Source organism: Acinetobacter sp. WCHA45, from assembly GCF_002165255.2.
Taxonomy (GTDB): Bacteria; Pseudomonadota; Gammaproteobacteria; order Pseudomonadales; family Moraxellaceae; genus Acinetobacter.
In genome coordinates this window covers 1361826-1384447 of the sequence record NZ_CP028561.1, presented here as the reverse complement: position 1 = coordinate 1384447, position 22622 = coordinate 1361826, and the positions used below count along the sequence as shown (strand labels likewise).

Here is a 22622-nt window from a genome sequence, read left to right as displayed (position 1 = left end):
ATGCTCAGCTTGCACGGCGATTTTCTTGCACATGAGGTGCTTTTTTGTAGAAAAGTGCAGCATGAAATAATGTTGATTGTTGTTCTAACTCAGCAATATATTCATGTACTACACGTTGAAAATAACGATAAGCAATCATTGCTGGAATCGCTATCAGCATACCTACAGCCGTAGTAATCAATGCTTTAGAGATACCAGGCATCATCATGCTTGCATTTCCAGCAGAACCGATATCAATCACTAAAAACGATTCAATAATACCAAGTACTGTTCCTAACAAACCAAGCAAGGGTGCAATCGCGCTCAATGTACCTAAAAAGTTAATATTTTTTTCTAGATAGCTGATTTCTTGCGAAGCTGTTGCTTCCATTTGTGCACGCGCAAACTGCTCACCTTGATCTTGATGATCATAACCAGCTTTTAAAATACGACCTAACGGACTTTTTACAACGTCTTCTTGCTCTAAATGTGAAATAACATTATCCACATTTGAGCCTTGAACCAGTAATGCTTGAGGTAAAACTTGTGACCGTCTTAAGCGAATATATCGCTCAATTGTAATAGCAACCGTAAAAATTGATGAGAGAATAAGCGGTAGCATTAACCAACCACCCGCTTTCACAAGTTCCCACATATTATTCCCCAATAATATTTAAAATATAAAAGGACGCACCTTAAATATTAGTTAGGTAAACAAATATTTAAAATTCCATCCAACTCATCCAATGAGTGATAATGAATGACCATTTTTCCTTTACCTTTTTGGTTATGGTCAATTTTAACATTTGCTCCAAAACGTTCCGATAGTTTCTGAGTCAATTGTTCAATATCAGGAGAAACCTGCACCTTTTCCTTTGCAGGCTTTGGTTCACTCCACTCACGTACTAACTGTTCAGTCTGACGCACTGATAATGCTTTTTCAATTACGATTTTAGCAACATCCATTTGCTCTTTTGCTTTTAGGGTCAGAATGGCACGAGCATGTCCCATATCAAGTTGACCTTGTTGCATTAAGTCCTTAATTGGATCAGCCAAACTTAATAACCGCAATAAGTTACTCACCGTAGTACGAGCCTTACCTACTGTATCTGCGATTTCTTGATGACTTAAACCAAATTCATCATGGAAACGCTGCAAAGCTACCGCTTGATCAATTGGATTGAGATCTTGTCGCTGAATGTTTTCAATTAACGCCAATGCGATTGCGACTTGGTCATTTAAATCACGTACAATTGCTGGAATTTCAGCCAAACCTGCTAATTGGGCAGCACGCCAACGGCGTTCACCTGCAATAATCTCATAAGGGTGTTGTTCATCATCTACTGGACGAATCACAATCGGTTGCATTACGCCATGCTTCTCAATTGATGAAGCAAGTTCCTGTAAATCTTGTTCTTGAATAAAACGGCGTGGCTGATATTCGCCACGTTTCAGTAAATTGACATCAATTTGCTTGAGTTGACCATGATCCAAAGCCTGTGCTTCAAGTTGCAATTTCTCTTTTTGAATTGAACCCAATAGTGCATCTAAACCACGACCTTTAGCCAATCCGCGTTTTTTGATGCTCATACAGCACTTCCTTTTTTCACTTTACTTTTCTTCAACATTTCTGCAGCTAAATTCAAATATGCAACTGCACCTTTTGAGCTTTTTTCGAAATAAATCACTGGTAAGCCATGTGCTGGCGCTTCAGCCAAACGAATATTCCGAGGGATCACCGTTTCGTATAACTTTTTACCAAAATATTGCTCTAACTCAGCAGACACGTCACGGGTTAAAGCATTACGAGCATCATACATCGTACGTAACACCCCTACAATTTCCAAGTTTGGATTCAGGGCTTTTTGTATACGATCAATTGTTTGTGTCAAATCTGCCAAACCTTCCAAAGCATAATATTCACACTGCATCGGAATAATTACACCATTGACCGCAGCCAAAGCATTCACAGTTATCAAACTTAGGCTTGGTGCACAATCTACAATAATATAATCAAATGCTGAATCTACTTCTTGTAACGCATTTTTGAGAATAAACTCTCGCCCTTCTTGCTCGGCAATTGCTAACTCAACGCCAGCAAGTTCACGATTTGCACCTAAAACTTTATAACCAACGTCAGCTTTCTGAATTGCTGTTTCAATTGGCACTTCACCCAACAACACATCGGTAATCGAGTAAAGTAAGTCATTCTTTTGAACGCCAGACCCCATAGTGGCATTACCTTGAGAATCCATATCAACCAATAAGACACGTTTCTTCAAAATCGCCAAAGAAGCAGCAAGATTAACGGCTGTTGTGGTTTTTCCCACGCCACCTTTTTGGTTTGCAATCGCAATAATTTGAGCCATGATTACCCTTAATATTTTTTATTGAATTCGTTGAAGTAAAAGTAAATGACGTTGTTCATCTAATCGCGGCACACGCAACTCAATCACTTTGCATGAATACTGTTCTTTGATCTGTTCCATTTCATCAGTTGGAACCAAACCTTTCATTGCCGCAATAATACTCTGCTCATGCATATAGGGTTGCGCTGCATCTACAAAATCAGTTAATGAAGCAAATGCACGACTAGTAATGACATCAAACTGACCAAGTTCATCAATCGTGTCTTCATTTTCTACACGTGTTTGAACTGCAACAACATTATCCAATTTTAAATCGGCAATAAATTGCTTAAGAAAACGAATTTTTTTTCCATTTGAATCTAATAATACACACGAGCGCTCTGGTTGACATAATGCAATGATCATGCCCGGCATTCCACCACCCGTGCCAACATCTAATAAACGTCCTTGTGGCAAATCATTTAAAATACTTAAGCTATCTAATAAATGTTTAACCAGCATTTCTTTCGGGTCACGAATCGCTGTCAGGTTATATGCTTTATTCCATAGCACGAGAGCATCTTGATATTTCAATAAGAGTGTTAGCGCTTCCTCACTTAGGTTTAAACCTAACGCTTGACTACCTTGCTTTAATTCTTGAAAAAAAGGATGCATAACAGTGCGACATCTCGATAAACTTGCCGTGCAGTATACCCATTTCTGATGCAAGGCACAGTAGGACTTGTTGAACGATTATGCAGTTAAACATTTTCAAACCTGATAAACTGCACAATCTATTCAGTTTTTTGTCTTTCCTTAGACAAATTTAAGGTAAATAAGACAATAACCTATTACGAAAACTTATTTTGCTTAATTTGTTGATCTAGCTGTTCCAAACGTTCAGGTGTGCCAACATCCACCCAAATCCCTTGTAATTTTTCAGCTGACACTTGTTGTTGTTGCATCGCTTGCTTTAACAATGGCGCTAGAGGTCTTTTACCATTTTCCAAACCATTAAACATCTGCGGAGCTAATACTGCAATACCACTATAAGTTAAGGCTTCACCTATTTGTCCCTGCTCAAAAGTATGGGCCAAATTATTAGACAAGATAAAATCACCTTTCTGGTGCTGTGGTGGATTTTCAACCAATACTAAGTGTGCTTGCTTATCTCCCAAATGGACATTTAACAATGACGAAAAATCCATCGTGGTCCAAACATCACCATTCACCAAAATAAAAGGTTCATCACCCAGTAATGGTAAAGCATTGATAATACCACCTGCAGTTTCAAGCCCTTCTCCTTCATGAGACCACAAAATCGTCACACCGAATTTTGAGCCATCTCCTAAAGTAGTTGCCAGTTTTTCACCCAACCAAGCGGTATTAATGACAATCTCTGTAACACCAATCTTTTGCAACTTTTCAATATGCCAAACAATCAGTGGCTTTCCACCTACTTCAAGCAAAGGTTTAGGTGTATGTAAGGTCAGAGGACGCATGCGATTCCCTAGCCCTGCAGCAAGAATCATCGCTTTCATTATGCTGCAACCTCGTAATCGCCATATTTCGCAATAAATTTAGGCATGACCACGTCACGAATAAACTGCATAAATTCATTCAGCTCATCATAACCTTGGCTTTCTTCAAGCAAATACCACATTACTCGTGGTAAGTCTTTTAAGTACCCAGATTTACCATCGCGCTCAAACAGACGAACAAAGATACCTAGAATTTTGAGATGGCGTTGAATTGCCATCAAATCTGCATCTCGCTTGAATTGCTCGAAACTACGATTTTCTTTCGCTACAGCTGGTAATAAGTTATAGAACACCTCAAACCATTCGTAGACACGCTCAGCATTCCATTGTACATAAGCATCACGTGTAATCGAGATCAGATCATAGGTATCTGCACCAATGACTGCATCTTGGAAGTCGATCACACCTAATACTTGCTCGTTTTCTATTTTCATCAAGTTACGACTATGAAAATCACGATGCACAATCACTTGTGGCTGATGCGTCGCCTCAACAGCTAAAAAGTCAAAAGCTTGTTCAATCGTTTCTAACTGTTGCTCTGTAGGCTGAATATCTAATGAAGGCAACATCCACTCTGTCAGCAAACGCATCTCTGTCATTAATTTTTCATAAGAGTATGCAGGCAGTTGTTCAAGACCGTCGATTTTTTGTAATTCAATCAACTGTTCAAAGCTTTGTGCATAGTATTGGTCAACAGTTTCATCTGTTAGTAAGGTTGAAAGAACAACATCACCAAAATCTTCCAATAGTAACAATCCCAAAGTTAGGTCTTTAGCAACGATATGCGGAACACGCACACCATTTTTGTCAAAAAACTCGTCAATACTTACAAATGGTGCACAATCTTCTTTTTCAGGTGGCGCATCCATCAGCATATATGTTTTGTTTTGTAACTTAATTCGCGCATAACGGCGAAAGCTTGCATCTCCAGCCAAATAATTGATCTCGAATTGATCAGATTGGAGAGTGGCTTGGAGCCAAGTTTGTATCAATTGTTCACGTTGTGTATTCATTTGCAATAAAATCTAAAACTAGCTGAGATTTTGAAAGCTTAAGTGTAGCCACTTATCAACTTTTTCTCTATGATGCGACAATAATTAATTGTGAATTAGCGTACTGGTTAATGAGACAATGAAACATCAGTTTAAATTTAATCCTTTAGCAACAGCTATTTTGACACTCTTGTGTGGCAGCTCGATCCAATCAGGTTTCGCAGCTCCAGCTGATGCTGTCTCTACGCTTGACAATAAACAGCTGAAAGCCACTATCCAAAAAAACCAAGATCAAGACAGTTATCCTGGTGAAAAATTTTTTCAGCAATATTATGTCGACAAATCTGCACCAGAAGCACAATTACGAGACAATCGTTATTTAAGCTCATCTTTTTGTCAGGGAACATGGGTTACACCAATTAATCCCGAAACAAAGGCAAGTAATTCCAATACAACGACTTCCGTGATTACCGCTGATTATGGGCATTACAACCCAACTGGCGATTCTGTTCTACAGGGCAATGTCGTGATTGATCAAGAAGGTCGCACCATTCGTGCAGATCAAGTTACGATTGATTCAACCCAGACACACGCCTCCGCTCAAGGTCGAGTACAGCTTGCTCAATCAGGCCTACTCACTCAAAGTGACGCAATAAATTATAATTTAAAAACTCAAACAGGTGATTTGAACAATAGTTTTTATATTTCTGAACAGCAACATGCTCACGGACATGCAAGTCAGATTAAACGACAGAATGAAAATTTAGTTGTATTGAAAGATGCAAGTTATACCGCTTGCCCTCCTGAACAAAAACCGGCTTGGAAAATCCAAGCTAAACAAATTGAACTTGACCAAGCAACTGGTCGTGGCGTAACTCGCGGAACAAAACTGTATGTAAAAGACGTGCCTGTTTTAGCCGTGCCATATTTCAATTTTCCAATTGATGACCGTCGTACCACTGGTTTATTAAGTCCAACTTTTGGTTATAGTAACGAAAGTGGCGTCCAACTGACTGCACCTGTATACCTTAACCTTGCACCAAATTATGATCTTACACTCACACCAAGTTATATGAGCAAACGCGGTGCAAAATTAGATGCCGAATTCCGTTATATGACTGAAAGTTTTGGTTCTGGACGTATTTGGGGGGGATATTTACCAAACGACAACTATTACGAAGATACAGATCGAAGTGATTTACATTTTCTTCATGATTGGAAAATCAATAACCAATGGTCAACTAACTTAGAGTACAACTACGCTTCCGATAAAGATTACTTCGCAGACTTCAATAACAACCCAAACACGCGAACAGATCTTAACTTACGTCGCGCATGGGAAATTAATTATCGCAATGGTATTCCTGGACTTAAGACTCAATTAAAGGTTGAAGACTTTCAAACGCTAGATCAAAGTATCAAAGATGCAGATAAGCCTTATGCACGTCTTCCACAGTTTTTATTAAATTATGTAGGTGGGAACCCTCAAGGCTTACAATATGAGTTTAATAACGACACTGCTTATTTTAAGAAATCCATCACCGATGGCTCTGCGTTAGAGTCAAGTGGTACACGTATTTATAATCAATTTGCCGTTCGCTATAACTACCTAACTCCATCGTGGTTTTATGCAATTCCAGAAATATCTGTAAGAAGCATTAATACTTTTTATGATCAAGACTCTAAAGAAGGTCGCGATCTTTCTATATCTGATGATTTAGAAAAATCAGTTGCGGTACCTCAATTTAGTTTTGCAACAGGCGTTACTTTTGAAAAAGAAGGTAAATATTTGCAGAGTATTTCCCCTCGTGCGTTTTATGCCTATTCTCCTTATAAAAAACAAGATGATCATCCTAACTTTGATTCCACCACCGCATCAATTAATTACGATCAACTTTTCAACCCTTATCGATTCTATGGACACGACCGCTTAGATGATAATAACTTCTTGTCTCTGGGTGTAACTTATAGCCTATTAGATACAGAGGGCTTAGAACGTATTAAAGCAAGTATTGGGCAAAGCTATTATTTTAGTGATCGACGTGTCACATTAAATCAGCAACCAGATGAGTTTGACACACAGCGCCATACTGGTCCAATTGTAAGTGTTTCAAGTCAATTGAATCAAAACTTTACCATAGCTGCAAATTCTGCTTGGATGTCAAATGGCGACAATGCTCAACGTGACTTCCAAGCCTACTATGCTGGAGAAAAAGGCAACTTATACAATGTAGGTTATTTCTATCGTAGCAATATTCAAGATCGTCAAAGTTCATACGACCAAGCTGTTGCATCGTTTATACAACCAATAAAAGATAATTGGCGTATTATGGGTCACGCTCAATATGACTTAGATAATAGTTTAATGCGAGAATACTTACTTGGTGTGAATTATGAATCTTGCTGTTGGGCAATTTCAGTTTATGGCAGATCTTACTACAATGATTTAGATGATCCAAACTCACCAGATGTTCATAGAAAACGTGCTGTTATGGCTGAGGTTACACTTAAAGGTCTAGGTGCACTCAACAATAAACTCGCCTCTCTTCTTGAAAATAGAGTTTTAGGTTTCAACAAAATTAATCAATCTTGGACACAACGTTAATGAAGATAAAATCTTTCCAACATATCTTTAAAGCGACTGTTCTCGCTACACTTATTTCTTCATCAATGCAAAGCTTTGCGCAACCTACGGATGAGGTTGTTGCAATAGTTGATAGTAGTGTCATTCTTAAAAGTGATTTAGAACAAGGGATTGCAGAAACAGAACATCAGTTAAAAGCACAAAATAAAACTGTGCCGCCCCAACAGTATTTACAGATGCAAGTGCTTGATCAGCTCATTATCCGTCAAGCCCAATTAGAACAGGTCAAACGTTTTGGCATTAAAGCTGATGAAAAGAGTTTAAATGCTGCAGTCTTAAAAATTGCAAATCAATCAGGTGCCAATACACTAGAAGCATTCCAACAAAAATTGGACGCGATTGCACCAGATACTTATGAAAATTTACGCAATAGGATTGCGGAAGATTTAGCAATTGGTCGCTTACGCCAACAACAAGTCATGTCTCGTATTAAAATCAGTGATCATGATGTTGAAAACTTTTTAAATTCACCAGAAGGCCAAGCTGCGCTTGGCACACAAGTCCATGTGATTCACATGCGTATTTCTGGTGAAAATAGCGAAGAAGTTAAAAAAGTTGCACAAGAAGTCAAACAAGCACTTGCAACTAATGATGATCCTAAAGCGATTAGTACCAAGCTTGCGACCAGTGCAATCAAGGTTGATGGTGCTGATATGGGATTCAGAGCACTATCAGACATTCCTACTGAACTTGCAGCACGCATAACACCATTACAAACGGGTCAGACCACAGAACTGATCAATGTCCGCGATGGCGTTCATGTTTTAAAACTTTTAGAACGCAAACAAAATGATCAAAAAGCACTTGTATCACAATATAAAACTCGACATATTTTGATTCAACCATCTGAAGTTGTCAGCTTAGATCGTGCAAAACAAATGATTGATAGTCTTTATAATCGTGCGACGGCGGGCGAAGATTTTGCGACCCTCGCTGCAACCTATTCAAATGATACAGGTTCAGCACGTGATGGTGGCAGTTTAGGCTGGGTAAGTCCAGGTGTTATGGTGCCTGAGTTTGAACAAGTCATGAAAGAAACATCAGTTGGGCAAATCAGTAAACCTTTCCAAAGTCAGTTTGGTTGGCACATTTTACAAGTGACTGATACTCGACAACAAGATATGACTAAAGAAGTGCAAGAACGTATGGCTCGTCAAATTTTAGGTGAGCGTTTGTTTGATACTGAAGTAGACGGTTGGATGCGTGAACTTCGAGCTAATGCTTATGTTGAAATTAAGGATGCAAATCTAGACACGAAAGCACCGAAATAATCCAAGTTAAAACTGCCGGCGATCGCCGGCAGTTTTATTTTAAATATATTCAAAATAAAAATAGCGGCAATTGCCGCTATTTTTATATTACAAATTAATTATTTGTAACGATCAACCATTTTCTCTAAAGAAATTGGGCGGATCTTATCTGCATTACCTGATGTACCAAATGAATTATAACGATCTACACAGATTTGCTTCATCGCTTCAACTGTTTCACCAAAGAATTTACGCGGATCAAATTCGCTTGGTTTTTCAGCCATCATACGACGCATCGCACCTGTAGATGCTAAACGCAAATCGGTGTCAATATTAATCTTACGTACGCCATGTTTGATTGCTTCCACGAGCTGCTCAACAGGAACACCGTAAGTTTCCTTAATATCACCACCATACTGGTTAATCACAGCCAACCACTCTTGTGGTACAGAGCTTGAACCATGCATTACAAGATGCGTATTTGGTAACGCAGCATGAATTTCTTTAATGCGATCAATTGCCAAGATATCGCCTGTAGGTGGACGAGTAAACTTGTACGCACCATGTGAAGTACCAACAGCAATTGCCAAAGCATCTACATTCGTATCAGCGACAAATTGAGTTGCTTCTTCAACAGAAGTGAGTAATTGAGAATGATCCAGCACACCTTCAGCACCAACACCATCTTCTTCACCAGCCATACCAGTTTCAAGGCTACCTAAGCAACCAATCTCACCTTCAACTGAAACACCACACGCATGTGCCATTGCGACAACACGACGAGTAACATCAACATTATAGTCATATGATGTTGGAGTCTTACCATCAGCACCCAATGAACCATCCATCATCACAGAGCTAAAGCCCAATTGAATAGAACGTTGACAGACATCAGGACTCGTCCCGTGATCTTGGTGCATTACCACAGGAATATGTGGCCATTCTTCAATAGCTGCCAAAATCAAATGACGTAAGAAAGGTGCACCTGCATATTTACGTGCACCTGCCGAAGCTTGCACAATAACAGGTGAATTCGTTGCATCAGCAGCGAGCATAATTGCACGCATTTGTTCTAAATTGTTTACGTTAAACGCTGGTACGCCGTAGTTATGTTCTGCAGCGTGATCCAAGAGCTGGCGCATTGAGATGAGTGCCATAATATCCTCCCAGGTAATGCGCCATATTCTACATGTTGATTTACTTCAATTCAGCAACTAATCACTGGATTTCCGAAAAAATCATGAATCATTTGTGTAATTTAGCAAATGAGGGGCTTTCAAAATAAAAAAAGACTGAATTAAGAAATAATTTAGTCTTTTTTAAATGCTATCTAAATATCAGAAAATATTGTTTAGGCTTAACAATATCCATCTAAACGTGTTAAAGGCAACTTTTTACCAATTGCTTTTTCAATTTCTGGCAAATAGAAAGCATCATCTTCCGATAAGAAACTAATACTCACACCTTGAGCACCAGCACGACCTGTACGACCAATGCGATGTACATAATCATCAGACTGCTCTGGCAAAGTAAAATTCACCACATGCGATACGCCGTCAACATGAATGCCACGACCAGCAACGTCTGTTGCGATCATAATGTTGTGCTTACCTTGTTTGAATTGGTCGAGCATCTTCAAGCGTTTATCCTGAGCGATTTCACCAGATAACATACCGACTTTATAACCATCACGCTTTAAGTGATCATATAAACGACGAACCTGATCTCGACGATTTGCGAAAATCATAACTTTATCAATTGGTTCATCACGCAAAATTTCTTGCAATAATTTGTACTTATCTTGTTTCGCAACCACATAAACTCGCTGCTCCACATCATTATTGGTTTTTTGCTCAGGCTCAATCTCAACCGTTACAGGTTCAAAGAGCCACTGACGAGCAAGATTAAGCACATCATAGCTAAAAGTTGCAGAAAACATTAAAGTTTGACGTTGTTCTTTGAAGGGTGAATAACGCACAATCCGTTTTACCGATGGAATAAAACCCATATCTAATAAACGATCGGCTTCATCAATCACAAGGAATTCGATCTTATCCAACCAAACTTCTTTTTGCTCGACAAAATCAATTAAACGGCCAGGCGTTGCAACGATAATATCAACAAAATTACTATCCAACATTTTCTTTTGCTTATCAAAATCCACACCACCAAGTAGAGTGACAAGATGTAAGTTTGAAAATTTTGTTAAAGCTTGTGCATCACTCTCAATCTGTAGTGCTAACTCACGTGTAGGAGCCAGAATCAGCGCACGTGGTTCGCCACGAAAACGTTTTTCTTGTAGCGGATTATTTAATAGATCATTGATCACACTAATCAAAAAGGCTGCTGTTTTACCTGTACCAGTTTGCGCTCGACCAATGGCATCATGCCCTGCTAATGTATATTTCAAAACCTTTTGTTGAATTGGGGTCATTTGTGTAAAACCCAAAGCATCAATTGCCTTCTTCAACTGCGGATGTAAATTTAAGGTTTCAAAACCAGATGTCATATATGCTCTCGAACCATCAATGATCAAAAGAAAGTGGTCATTATAAACAAAAACGCCCCAAATAACATTGGAGCGTTTTTATATTGCGTTAAAGCAACAAATTAGTCTAAAGGCTGAACGTTTTCAGCTTGGAAACCTTTTTGTCCTTGAACTACGCTGAATTCAACGCGTTGGCCGTCACGTAAAGAACGGTGACCGTCACCCATAATTGCGCGGAAATGAACAAATACGTCATCACCACCATTACGTTGAATAAAACCAAAGCCTTTAGTGTCATTAAACCACTTTACTACGCCTTGTTCACGAGCTGTCATAAGTCAATCCTCAGATATTGAAAGATAAGGACCTTCCGGTGTTGCAAACAGCAGAGCCAACAAGGTTTTAAAATATTTATAATTTCAAAGCTTGTAATCATTCTGTAAAACTATCAACAATTTCCGGTTACATCCATTTGTTATAGGTTTTTTAACGATCTTATCGTATAGCATACATCCTAAAACGCATCGAGCTTAACATGGGTTCATGATAATTAATAGATTTATTTTGAGTTATTTCCAATGTTTCTATCTGTTTTTTTCAATAATTTAGCAGTTTTCAAGCGCTTTTTTTAGTATAAAAATGCACTGCTTTATTGCCATAAAACGAGAAACAATTTTAGATAAAATTAATCAGAAAAGAAAATCAAAGCGATTCATTTGCATTCAACGCTATTGAGCTAGTTATTAGGTTTAAAAAACATTCACAACCATTTTTAAGATTAAAAGCTCAAAAGAGAAAAACCGAATTAATATAACTTCCCAAATAATTTAGAGTAAATCCTCAGTAATCACCATATAAATTTGTTAAAATTATATCGAACTCAATTTATTAAAACTTTATGACCCAAATATCCGCATGCCCTGAAGTGATTGATGCACTTGGGCAACCCTGTCCAATGCCACTATTGATGTTGAAACGTGCTCTAAAAAAAGCTGAAGGATCTAAACAGTATTTATTGAAATCATCTGATCCACATAGTGAAATTGATGTAACACGATATTGCCAAATCCAGCAACTTCAATGCCAGACACAAAAAATTTCAGAGAATGAGTATCACTATTTAATTGAATCTATGTAATTCTTTGCTAAACTCTAGCTAAAGATAAACTAGATAACTTTACATTTTTATACTCAAATTTCCTTAGTGATGAAGAACATTCGCATTAAGATGAAATTGTTGACTTAAATACCATCCTATAAGGAGACTCCATGACTACTGACAGCAGCAATCAATTGATGCCCCTGTCATTGTCTGCGCCAGGTGTAAATCTTGGTGCATATATCAGTACTGTCAATCAAATTCCAATTCTAACGGCCGAGCAAGAAAAAGAACTTGCTGAACGTTATTATTATGACCAAGATCTTGATGCTGCCAAACTATTGGTAATGTCACACCTACGTTTTGTCGTACATATTGCACGTAGCTATGCAGGTTACGGATTGCCACAAGGCGATCTTATTCAAGAAGGTAACCTTGGATTAATGAAAGCGGTCAAACGCTTCGATCCAAATATGGGTGTTCGCTTAGTTTCTTTTGCAGTGCACTGGATTAAAGCTGAAATTCATGAATATGTGATTCGTAACTGGCGTATTGTCAAAATCGCAACGACCAAAGCACAACGTAAATTATTCTTTAATTTACGTAGTCTTAAAAAATCAAGCAAACGACTCACATTAGAAGAAGCGAAATCAATTGCCAATGATTTGAATGTGACAGCAGAGCAAGTGCTCGAAATGGAAGGTCGCCTAACAGCTTATGATGCTGCTTTTGAAGCTCAAGGTGATGATGATGACGATACCCCACATACAGCTCCTGCACTTTATCTTGAAGATAATCGATACGACCCAGCTCGACTGATTGAAGAAGAAGATTATGAAGAGCAAAGTAGTTCTGCCTTGCACGAGGCAATGGAACAGCTTGATGATCGCTCTCGTAATATCTTGCAACGCCGCTGGTTAGATGATGATAAATCGACTTTGCATGAACTGGCCGCAGAATATAACGTTTCAGCAGAACGTATTCGACAGCTTGAAAAGAATGCAATGGAAAAAATCAAAACTGCCATGTCTGCAAGCTAAAATCGAATCAAACACAAGGGCTTTAATGCCCTTTTGTTTTATCTGGCTTTGTTTAAGCACTCGAATATGTTAAGTTTGTTCATCAAATTTCCAGTTCCATTATCATTATGTGGATAGCTATCTCGGCGCTTAATCTTGCGCTTGCAGTTATGTTGGGTGCTTTTGGTGCTCATGGACTCAAATCTTTTGCAACCCTAGAACAACTCGCTTGGTGGGGTACAGCAACTCAATACTTTTTCTATCATGCAATTGGTTTGCTTATCTTAGGCGTCCTGCATAAAACCACAGCAACATTTCCAATAAAAATTCCTTTTATTTTGATCCAAATTGGTATAATCTTTTTCTGCGGTTCGTTGTACATTATGGCGCTCGGTCTACCGCGTATTTTAGGTGCGATTACACCGATTGGCGGTGCGTTTATGATAGCGGGCTGGCTGTTACTCGCATGGCAAGCAATCAAGCATGCGAAATAAGGATTAATCATGCACATCTATTTAAATGGCGAGTCAATCGACACGTCTTGTGAAAACCTACAGCAATTGATTCAGAATTTAGCCTTAGAAGGCAAACGTTTTGCTGTAGAGAAGAACCAGCAGATTATTCCGAAAAGTAGACTTGAGCAAACGAAAATTGCTCCTGAAGATCGTATTGAAATTATTCAAGCTGTTGGTGGCGGCTAATCGGCTAAAAATGGAGTAAGCCCATGCAAGATTCCCCTTTAATTATTGGTTCTCGTACTTTCCAATCTCGTTTATTGGTCGGAACTGGTAAATATAAAGATCTCAATGAAACTGATTTAGCCATTCAAGCCAGTGGTGCTGAAATTGTCACAGTGGCAATTCGTCGTGTCAACATCGGTCAGCATGCCGATCAACCAAATCTACTTTCCGTGATTCCACCTGAGAAATACACAATCCTGCCAAATACCGCAGGTTGCTTTGATGCAGATAGCGCAATTCGGACTTGTATGCTAGCTCGTGAACTGCTTGATGGTCACAATTTGGTGAAGTTAGAAGTCCTTGGTGATGAAAAAACTTTATATCCAAATGTCACTGCAACACTTAAAGCGGCGCAAACCTTGATTGATGATGGCTTTGAAATCATGGTCTATACCTCAGACGACCCTATTGTTGCGCAAGAACTTGAAAGTATGGGCTGTGTTGCCATCATGCCTTTAGGTAGCTTGATCGGTTCTGGTCTTGGTATTTTGAATCCACATACTATTTCCATCATCAAAGAAAATGCCAAAGTCCCTGTTTTAGTGGATGCAGGTGTGGGTACTGCCAGTGATGCTGCAATTGCTATGGAATTGGGTTGCGACGGCGTATTAATGAATACAGCGATTGCGGCTGCTCAAAATCCAATTTTAATGGCTTCAGCGATGAAGAAAGCGGTTGAAGCAGGTCGTGAAGCATTTTTAGCAGGTCGTATGCCACGTAAGCGTATGGCCAATGCAAGCTCACCTGAAACAGGATATTTTTTCAAGTAAGAGAAAGAAGGGACTAAATAAGTTCCTTCTCTATTTGTATTAATCACTATTTGCTTAATGCAATAATTATATGGATAAGACCAAATTCTTTAAAAACCACTCATTTGTACAATAATTTTTGAGATAAAATGATTTATTGTTCCTAGAATTATCAATAAGTTATCAATCTAAATTTTAAGAACTAGATAGAAGAATACTGACTTTTTACTTATAGTTTTTTAGTAAAACCATAGCGATAAGATCTTTTTTTACACAAAAAGATTCTGTATTTTTAAATAAAATACTTTTAAAAACATTATTTTAATTTTTATGGTATTTTTAAAGTAATTCGTTCATCAAAAAAATTTAAAAAAATACAGTGCTTAGGTATAGAATACGGCGCTTGTTTAACCTTAAACCACATATAGGTTTATAAGGCTTTTATATGTTTAATGTATTGTCTCGCTTGAGCTTAGTCAGCAAAATTATTATTGCTATTTTTTTAGGGATTGGCGTAGCTTTGCTTTTTCCTAACTTTACACCTTATTTGAGTTTATTAGGTGAATTGTTTATTAAAGCATTAAAGTCGGTTGCCCCGATTCTTGTTTTTGTTTTAGTGCTCGCTTCGATTGCTAATTTCAAAGTTGGGCAAAACTCAAACTTAAAACCTGTTATGATTTTGTATGTGGTTGGAATGCTACTCGCAGCATTTAGTGCTGTTGTAGCAAGTATTGCCTTCCCAAGTCAGCTATTTCTTAATTTATCAACTCAACCAGCTCTACAAGCACCCGGTAGTTTGGCTGAAATTTTAAAGAACTTATTATTAAGCTTTATTGCCAATCCTGTACAAGCGATTAGTGAAGCCAACTTTATTGGTATTTTGGCCTGGGCAATCGGCTTAGGTTTAGCATTACGTCATAGTTCTGAGACTACGAAACAAGTGCTTACTGATGTAGCTGATGCAGTGAATAAAATTATTCACACCGTGATTGGTTTTGCCCCCGTGGGAATTTTTGGCTTAGTCGCAGTCACTTTTGCGGATGCAGGTTTAACAACCTTATCTAGCTATGCACATTTGTTAATTGTACTAATTGGAACAATGCTTTTTGTTGCATTAGTCATTAATCCAATCCTAGTCGCATTGACGATGCGAGCAAACCCTTACCCATTAGTGTTCAAATGTTTAAAAGAAAGTGGAATCACAGCATTTTTCACGCGTAGTTCTGCTGCCAATATTCCTGTGAATCTGGATTTAGCGCAACGCTTAGGTGTAAACGAAGCAACCGCAAGTGTATCTATTCCACTTGGAGCAACAGTCAATATGGCAGGTGCAGCGGTTACAATTACAGTATTAACGCTTGCTACTGTTCATACATTAGATATTCATGTTGATTTAAGCACGATGATTATCCTTTCAGTCGTTGCAACCGTTTCAGCATGTGGTGCATCAGGTGTTGCAGGTGGGTCATTACTGCTTATCCCTGTTGCTTGTAGTTTATTTGGTATATCATCTGAAATTGCGATGCAAGTAGTTGCGATTGGTATGATTATCAGTGTATTACAGGATTCGACTGAAACTGCGCTGAATTCGTCAACTGACGTTTTATTTACTGCTGCTGTAGATTTCCGAAACCGAAAAAACTAGTAGATTGTTATGCCCTTACAGCGTTTACCAAACTGGATTCAACTTGGTGCTTTTTTACTCGCACTAAATGCTGGTATGGTTAACGTATTGGGGCTATTTACTGTTCTACATCAATCAGTTTCACACATGACTGGCAACGTCAGCATGCTGGCAATGAGTTTGCTACAATGGCAACCAGAGCATTTTATTTATCTCAGTTTAGTAGTTTTATGCTTCGTGATTGGATCGTTTTACAGCGGTCTCATTCTTGGGGATAGCAATGTCTCTTTTGGTCATCATTACGGTTTCCCACTTAGTTTAGTTGCTGCATTTCTATTTTTAACTTGGCTTTTGTTACCTTACTTCCCGCGCTATGGTTTGTTATGGGCATGTGTCGCCATGGGCGTACAAAATGCGATGGTCAGTCACTATAAAGGTGCAATTATCCGTACAACACATTTATCAGGCGTTTTAACGGATATTGGTTTAACCTTAGGTTATAAAGTTCGTGGTCTAAAAATAGAAAATAGGCGTATTTTTTTACACTTGCTCATCTTTCTAGGATTTTTTATCGGTGGGCTTATTGCGAGTTTGCTTTATCCTTATTTAAAATTACAAACTTTTCTAATACCAGCAAGTTTAAGTCTGACCATGAGTATAGCTTACTGGGTAATTTACTTTCGCTCTTCATCAAACTCGAATTCGGATTGAATTATGGTTAAAAATGCATTACAAGCTCAGTTACTCAAAGCGGGTTTGGTCGACAATAAAAAAGCCAAAAAATTAACCAAACAGGTGCAACATGAGCAACGCACTGGACAACATGATGATGCCTCATTAAAAGCTGAAATCGATCGAGTGAATCAAGAGAAATTAGCCAAAGACCAAGCACTGAATTTAGAAAAACAAAAGGTTTTAGAAGAAAAGGCCCTTAAAGCTTCAATTATTCAAATGATCAAGCAACATAAAATTTTGCAAACAGAGGGTGATGTTACCTATCAATTCATTGATGAGGGGAAAATCAAAAAGGTTTATCTTTCACAACAAGTTTATAATGCGTTAGTGACGGGTTCTTTAGTTATTGCTAAAGATCAAGATAAATATGCTTATCTCCCTAAAGCTCTTGCAGAAAAAATTGATCAGAAAATGCAAGGATTTATTCTGGTTAACAATAATACTGAGAAAAATGATCAAGCAACTGATGAAGAAGATCCATACGCGGCTTATGTCATTCCAGATGATTTAATGTGGTAAATCACACCTCATTAATGTAATACAATCTTACAGATCGTATTCAAAATGTGATCAACTCATCATAATATCTTTTAACACCTTACAATTAACAAAGTGAAAATTGTAGGTGTTATGATTTGAATTATTTAAGTTTTATTAGCGAAATTAGAAGTGAATTAAGCCAATACCCTTGGTTAGAAATGCTCATTTCATTCGCAATTTTGATTTTTCTAGCGGCTTTAGCAAATTTTATTGCCAAAAGAATTATTGTGCGTGGTATCCGCCATATCATTACAAAGCTTAAGTCACCCCATCAATCAATTTTTGCCCAACACAGCGTTACACGTCGATTTGCAAATATCGTTCCTGCGATAGTCATCATGAATGGGATCAGTGCAGTTCCCCATCTTCCATTAAAAGTAATTACATTAATACAAATGGGAGCGCAGGCATTTATTTTTCTCACGCTTGCTTTATCAATTAGTGAAGCACTGAATATTTTTAACTTATTGTATCAACGCAATCCAAAATCGAGAAATAAACCCATCAAAGGTTATTTACAGCTGATCAAACTGATTTTATTCGTTGTCTGTGGTCTTATGATTTTAGGTACTTTTCTTAAAAAAGATGTGTTTACTTTACTCGCAGGCTTCGGTGCAATGGCAGCAGTTCTCATGCTGGTCTTCCAAAATACGATCCTCTCTTTAGTCGCAAGTGTACAAATTGCCTCTTATGATATGGTTCGCATTGGAGACTGGATTGAGATGCCCTCTTTAAATGCGGATGGCGATGTGATTGATATATCTCTGCATACAGTGACCGTACAAAATTTCGATAAAACACTGACCACCATTCCGACCAACAAACTTGTCACTGATACATTTAGAAACTGGCGTGGTATGAGTAATTCAGGCTGCCGTCGTATTAAACGTTCAATATTTCTTGATCAAAGTAGTGTTCACTTTATGACTGATAGTGAACAGCGAAAATTAAAAGACTTTTTACTTTTAGACCATTATCTTGATGCAAAACAAGATGAAATTAATAAGTTTAATGATCATTTAAGCAATCAATCAGAATGCAACCAACGTCGTTTAACCAATGTAGGAACATTCCGTGCTTATGTAGAGTTCTATTTACGCCAACATCAAGGTATTGCGCAGAATCAAACTATTTTAGTTCGTCAACTACAACCCACTAGTGAAGGTCTACCTTTAGAAATTTATGCATTTACAAATACGACAGCATGGGCATCTTACGAAGCAATTCAATCTGATATCTTCGATCATTTGATTGCAATTATTCCTGAATTTGGTTTGAGAATTTATCAAGCACCGTCAGGATATGATTTTAAAAACTATTTACCTGTTAAAGATGCTCAAATCTAATGTGAACTAAGCTTTAAGGCTTTACATTTTTTACTACTAAAGCCTTAAACCTAATTTCCCAAAATTTTCTATGAAACCTTAAAATGTGTAGATAATGCAGTTTTATTCTTATCGGTTGAGTATCTAAAAAATTTTTGCAATAAACTAAGATAAGGAATCAGAAAGTACACATGCGCTTTATCTATGGTTGAATAAGGCACACCTAATTAATGTTTCTGTTTAAAGGCTTCTAGGGTTAACCAGCCGTTTGCGGAATGCCTTTTGACCAGATTGTAATAAATCTCAATATAGTCAAACAAGACAGCATTCGCCTCTTTTCGAGTGGCAAACACACTACCATGTATCACATGACCTTTCAATGTATGATAGAAGCTTTCTGTCACTGCATTATCCCAACATGAGCAGTGCACTGCGCAAAGCTGCGTGACATACTTTGAATACAGTTATTCGTTAAAAAAGCATTTAGCCATTTTTACATCTCCAAAGTTAGCATGAAGTTAGCTTTAGAGGGACTATGTGTACATTATTTTGGCTAGGGTCACTTATGGATTGGCATCTTGGTTAATCATTCTATATATGCAAATAAGAGTATATAAGCCGTTCAAACAGAATGTGTATCTCCCTTTACAACCTAGATAACGAAGTTATTCAATCTTCATAATACATCGCACGCTTCTTTGAAAATTTCTCAAGTTGCTTCAGAAAACCTTCAAAGTAATTCTTCTCCTTATCTTCAGTACGGTAGCCTGCATATAATGTGCGTCTCAATCCTTGCGGCGACACACAGTCTAAACGACGGCTGACAACCCATCCCTTTTGTTCATATTCATTAACGACCCAATCAGGTAAAGCAGCAATACCACGCCCACTGGCAACCAACTGAATTAACATCTGCGTTAAATCAGTCGTTCGAATATGCTTAGGTTGAATATTTGCTGGAATGAATAAATGCGCCATGATATCTAAACGATGTTTATCAACTGGATAAGTAATCAACGTTTGTTCAGCCAAATCTTCAACTAGGATTATTTCTTTACGCACCAATGGATGTGTCGTTGAGAGTACTAACCGTGACTCGTATTCAAAAATCGGAAAGTATTCAATCCCTTTGAGTGCAATTGGATCAGCAGTGATTAATAAATCAAACTCGGCATTTTGCAATAATTCATGCGGATTAGACTCAAAACCCGCTGCAAAATCTAAATCGACATCTGGATATTGCTGGCGATATTGATTTAATAAAGGCATCAGCCAGTCAAAACAACTATGACATTCAGATGAAAAAATAATTCTCCCCGTTTGTCCATGCACGATACGAGTAATATCCGTTTGTGCTATCTGAACCTGAGGCAACACATCATCTGCTAGTCGAAGCAATCGCTCGCCGACATTGGAAAAACTTACTGGACGACTACGGCGATTAACAACTTCTACACCATACCAATGATCAAGTTCTTTTAATTGATGCGAAATTGCTGAAGGAGTTAGGCATAGATCTGTCGCAGCAGCAACCAATGAACCATGCTCACGTAGTGCAATTAATGTTTTTAAATGACGAAGTTCTAACACAACGATCACCACAATTGAATTTAATTCATCCTATCATGTTATTCATGAGTGTGTCTCACTATGAATTTTATTTTATTATTGTTTATGCTTCCATACCATCTCGATTCGATTTAACTCAGGGCTATAAGCTGGAATAAAATACAGATTCGTCGAAAAGTTAGTTTGAAGTAGCTCTCTGTAATCAGTCATCTTTTTACTTCTATGAATCGAGGCATTATCAACAATAAGAACTAATCGAAGGTTATACGTCTGTTTTACTTGTTGAGCTATTCCAGTTAAATAGGCATAAAACCAAGTGCTTGTAACTGACTCTTGTAAGCAACTTGTCACCAGTTTCCCCGTTGAAAGCAAACACCCCATGACATTAACTCGTTTTAATCTTATTGCATCAACCGCATGAACATCACCTATCTTTGTCCACGCATAGCGGTTATCAGGTGTAGATGAAAACCCTGTTTCATCTACATAACCTAATATAATTTCACCACGTGCCGCTTGCTCTCGTAATTCTTCAATCTGCTGTGTTGCTTGTTCAAATGCAATCGGATCTCTTTTTTTTAAGCTATGACGGGTATGCTTGAAGACCATACCTGAATCACGTAAAAACTTACGAATGGTTTCAACAGACACGGACACTTCGTATTCTTCATGTAGTTTGACTCAGATTTGTTCTGCATTTATTATCCTGAGTTTATTTCTTAATAAACTTAGAAATGCAAAAATGTCGATTTAATGATTCAAACCAATAAAGGGACAATTAAACGCCCTGTATATACGCCTACTCAACAATCAACGCTTTATCAAAATTTTGCGCGTTTAATTGAAACTTTACCAAGAAGCTAATTTTTAATAAATTATATAAAATTCAGTTATCATAATTTTAAATAAATGTGAATTAGTTTAAATTCATATTATAGAGTTATAAATCACCTTATAATTACTGTATTTTATTTAAATTAGTTTAATTAATTCATATATTTAACTGAAAAAATAATGGATAAACTGTAAATTTAAGAATCAATTAAATAAATAATGTTATTTTTTTCTATGATGTTTATTTAATACCATGTAAAATTCGTGCCAAAATTGCATGATGGAATGCAAATAATGCTCAGCTCATATTAGCAGAGAGCGAATGCGAGGCTTGTATGTCAAAAAAAGAAGATATTATTAACACAGCATTAAAACTTTTTAACTCGCATAGCTACAATTCGATTGGGGTTGATCGAATTATTAGTGAGTCAGGCGTTGCAAAAATGACATTCTATAAATATTTTCCATCGAAGGAAAAGCTTATTGAGGAATGTTTACTTCAACGTAATATTAACCTTCAAATCTCATTGAATGAAACATTAGCTCAATGTGATCAATCAAATTATTTAGAGCAAATTGAATCGATATTCAAATGGTACAATGCCTGGTTCCAAAGCGAAGACTTTAACGGCTGTATGTTCCAAAAAGCATTTGAAGAAGTGATTAAAATTTACCCTTCGACTCTTGAACCTGCGACACAATATAAAATATGGCTAACGGCCTTGATCCAAAACTTACTGACTCATTTAGATATTCGAAGCCCGACACACTTAGCTACATTAATCGTAAGTATTTTAGATGGAATCACCATCCAAGCGCATGTAAATAAAAACTCTGTTGAAATGAGTGAGTATTGGACTCGCGTAGAACATTTAATTAATTTTGAAAAGCAAATAACATCCTAAAATTCTCAGAAAGCTGAGTTAAAACAAATAATATGAAATTGAAAGTATAAAAAAATAAAGCGTGATTTATAGTTATTATTGTGGCTCACGCTTGCGTCTGAGTTGGAAAAAGAATAATAAAAATATTACCCTCTGGCGGTCGTACAAATTGCACATCCCGATCCTTCTTATTAAGACAGATCTTTCTGTCTTGTTCTTTATTATATACATTTTTCCTTAAAGCACAAATAAAATTTTAAAA

General features: G+C 37.5%; 22 protein-coding genes and 2 pseudogenes. 12 read left to right on the top strand and 12 right to left on the bottom strand.

Going from position 1 to position 22622, the window contains the following annotated elements; translation table 11 throughout:
• Nucleotides 1–4: 4 nt before the first annotated feature.
• The 6 genes from CDG55_RS08060 to CDG55_RS08035 form a co-directional block, all read right to left on the bottom strand.
• Nucleotides 5–634: a MotA/TolQ/ExbB proton channel family protein gene (locus CDG55_RS08060; RefSeq protein ID WP_005159881.1), complete on the bottom strand. Its 630-nt coding sequence runs from the start codon at nucleotides 632–634 to the stop codon at nucleotides 5–7.
• Nucleotides 635–681: 47 nt separating this feature from the next.
• Complete coding sequence (locus CDG55_RS08055) at nucleotides 682–1569, bottom strand: ParB/RepB/Spo0J family partition protein (RefSeq protein ID WP_087535851.1); 888 nt, start codon at nucleotides 1567–1569, stop codon at nucleotides 682–684.
• Nucleotides 1566–2348, bottom strand: coding sequence for a ParA family protein (locus tag CDG55_RS08050; protein ID WP_005159877.1), 783 nt, complete (start codon nucleotides 2346–2348; stop codon nucleotides 1566–1568). The genes CDG55_RS08055 and CDG55_RS08050 overlap by 4 nt, the downstream gene beginning before the upstream one ends.
• Before the next feature lie 18 nt (nucleotides 2349–2366).
• Complete coding sequence (gene rsmG, locus CDG55_RS08045) at nucleotides 2367–3002, bottom strand: 16S rRNA (guanine(527)-N(7))-methyltransferase RsmG (protein ID WP_087535852.1); 636 nt, start codon at nucleotides 3000–3002, stop codon at nucleotides 2367–2369.
• 176 nt (nucleotides 3003–3178) lie between these two features.
• On the bottom strand, nucleotides 3179–3868 hold the full coding sequence (gene murU, locus CDG55_RS08040; RefSeq protein ID WP_087535853.1) for an N-acetylmuramate alpha-1-phosphate uridylyltransferase MurU: 690 nt from the start codon (nucleotides 3866–3868) through the stop codon (nucleotides 3179–3181).
• Complete coding sequence (locus CDG55_RS08035) at nucleotides 3868–4881, bottom strand: aminoglycoside phosphotransferase family protein (RefSeq protein WP_087535854.1); 1014 nt, start codon at nucleotides 4879–4881, stop codon at nucleotides 3868–3870. Before CDG55_RS08035 ends, murU begins: the two co-directional genes overlap by 1 nt.
• 118 nt (nucleotides 4882–4999) lie before the next feature.
• On the opposite strand from CDG55_RS08035, the gene CDG55_RS08030 reads away from it, so the two are divergent.
• Nucleotides 5000–7465 (top strand): LPS-assembly protein LptD, encoded by a 2466-nt coding sequence (locus CDG55_RS08030; RefSeq protein ID WP_087535855.1) that lies wholly within the window; start codon nucleotides 5000–5002, stop codon nucleotides 7463–7465.
• On the top strand, nucleotides 7465–8775 hold the full coding sequence (locus tag CDG55_RS08025; RefSeq protein ID WP_087535856.1) for a peptidylprolyl isomerase: 1311 nt from the start codon (nucleotides 7465–7467) through the stop codon (nucleotides 8773–8775). Before CDG55_RS08030 ends, CDG55_RS08025 begins: the two co-directional genes overlap by 1 nt.
• A 98-nt stretch (nucleotides 8776–8873) precedes the next feature.
• Here CDG55_RS08025 and fba read toward each other — a convergent pair whose 3' ends face one another.
• The 3 genes from fba to CDG55_RS08010 form a co-directional block, all read right to left on the bottom strand.
• Nucleotides 8874–9911 carry a class II fructose-bisphosphate aldolase gene (gene fba / locus CDG55_RS08020; RefSeq protein WP_004662410.1) on the bottom strand — a complete coding sequence of 346 codons (1038 nt, stop codon included), beginning with the start codon at nucleotides 9909–9911 and terminating at the stop codon, nucleotides 8874–8876.
• A gap of 200 nt (nucleotides 9912–10111) precedes the next feature.
• Nucleotides 10112–11263, bottom strand: a complete 1152-nt coding sequence (gene rhlB, locus CDG55_RS08015; protein ID WP_005159857.1) for an ATP-dependent RNA helicase RhlB — start codon at nucleotides 11261–11263, stop codon at nucleotides 10112–10114.
• 101 nt (nucleotides 11264–11364) lie between these two features.
• Nucleotides 11365–11577 carry a cold-shock protein gene (locus CDG55_RS08010; protein WP_004653893.1) on the bottom strand — a complete coding sequence of 71 codons (213 nt, stop codon included), beginning with the start codon at nucleotides 11575–11577 and terminating at the stop codon, nucleotides 11365–11367.
• A gap of 563 nt (nucleotides 11578–12140) precedes the next feature.
• Between CDG55_RS08010 and CDG55_RS08005 the strand changes: the two genes are divergently transcribed.
• From CDG55_RS08005 to CDG55_RS07965, 9 genes are all read left to right on the top strand, one after another.
• Complete coding sequence (locus CDG55_RS08005; RefSeq protein ID WP_087535857.1) at nucleotides 12141–12380, top strand: sulfurtransferase TusA family protein; 240 nt, start codon at nucleotides 12141–12143, stop codon at nucleotides 12378–12380.
• A gap of 131 nt (nucleotides 12381–12511) precedes the next feature.
• Entirely contained in the window at nucleotides 12512–13381 is an 870-nt protein-coding gene (gene rpoH / locus CDG55_RS08000; protein WP_087535858.1) for an RNA polymerase sigma factor RpoH, read from the top strand.
• Nucleotides 13382–13488: 107 nt separating this feature from the next.
• Nucleotides 13489–13854 (top strand): DUF423 domain-containing protein, encoded by a 366-nt coding sequence (locus CDG55_RS07995; protein WP_005159854.1) that lies wholly within the window; start codon nucleotides 13489–13491, stop codon nucleotides 13852–13854.
• Nucleotides 13855–13863: 9 nt separating this feature from the next.
• On the top strand, nucleotides 13864–14061 hold the full coding sequence (gene thiS / locus CDG55_RS07990) for a sulfur carrier protein ThiS (protein WP_087535859.1): 198 nt from the start codon (nucleotides 13864–13866) through the stop codon (nucleotides 14059–14061).
• A gap of 23 nt (nucleotides 14062–14084) precedes the next feature.
• Nucleotides 14085–14870, top strand: a complete 786-nt coding sequence (locus CDG55_RS07985) for a thiazole synthase (protein WP_004639328.1) — start codon at nucleotides 14085–14087, stop codon at nucleotides 14868–14870.
• Between the two features lie 424 nt (nucleotides 14871–15294).
• On the top strand, nucleotides 15295–16494 hold the full coding sequence (sstT, locus tag CDG55_RS07980) for a serine/threonine transporter SstT (RefSeq protein ID WP_087535860.1): 1200 nt from the start codon (nucleotides 15295–15297) through the stop codon (nucleotides 16492–16494).
• A 9-nt stretch (nucleotides 16495–16503) separates the two neighbouring features.
• The gene (locus CDG55_RS07975; RefSeq protein WP_087535861.1) at nucleotides 16504–17184 is read left to right on the top strand and encodes a YoaK family protein; all 681 of its coding nucleotides are present in this window, start codon (nucleotides 16504–16506) and stop codon (nucleotides 17182–17184) included.
• A gap of 3 nt (nucleotides 17185–17187) precedes the next feature.
• Nucleotides 17188–17727: a DUF2058 domain-containing protein gene (locus tag CDG55_RS07970; protein WP_004662427.1), complete on the top strand. Its 540-nt coding sequence runs from the start codon at nucleotides 17188–17190 to the stop codon at nucleotides 17725–17727.
• Between the two features lie 116 nt (nucleotides 17728–17843).
• Nucleotides 17844–19094, top strand: a complete 1251-nt coding sequence (locus tag CDG55_RS07965) for a mechanosensitive ion channel family protein (RefSeq protein WP_087535862.1) — start codon at nucleotides 17844–17846, stop codon at nucleotides 19092–19094.
• A 206-nt stretch (nucleotides 19095–19300) separates the two neighbouring features.
• Here CDG55_RS07965 and CDG55_RS07955 read toward each other — a convergent pair.
• The 3 genes and pseudogenes from CDG55_RS07955 to CDG55_RS07945 form a co-directional block, all read right to left on the bottom strand.
• Nucleotides 19301–19548: pseudogene (locus CDG55_RS07955) on the bottom strand (IS3 family transposase); the annotation flags it as partial.
• 194 nt (nucleotides 19549–19742) lie between these two features.
• On the bottom strand, nucleotides 19743–20663 hold the full coding sequence (locus CDG55_RS07950) for a LysR family transcriptional regulator (RefSeq protein WP_162620833.1): 921 nt from the start codon (nucleotides 20661–20663) through the stop codon (nucleotides 19743–19745).
• Between the two features lie 87 nt (nucleotides 20664–20750).
• A pseudogene (locus tag CDG55_RS07945) lies at nucleotides 20751–21293 on the bottom strand (IS630 family transposase); the annotation flags it as partial.
• A gap of 518 nt (nucleotides 21294–21811) precedes the next feature.
• Here CDG55_RS07945 and CDG55_RS07940 point away from each other — a divergent pair.
• Nucleotides 21812–22381, top strand: a complete 570-nt coding sequence (locus CDG55_RS07940) for a TetR/AcrR family transcriptional regulator (protein WP_087535863.1) — start codon at nucleotides 21812–21814, stop codon at nucleotides 22379–22381.
• Nucleotides 22382–22622 lie beyond the last annotated feature (241 nt).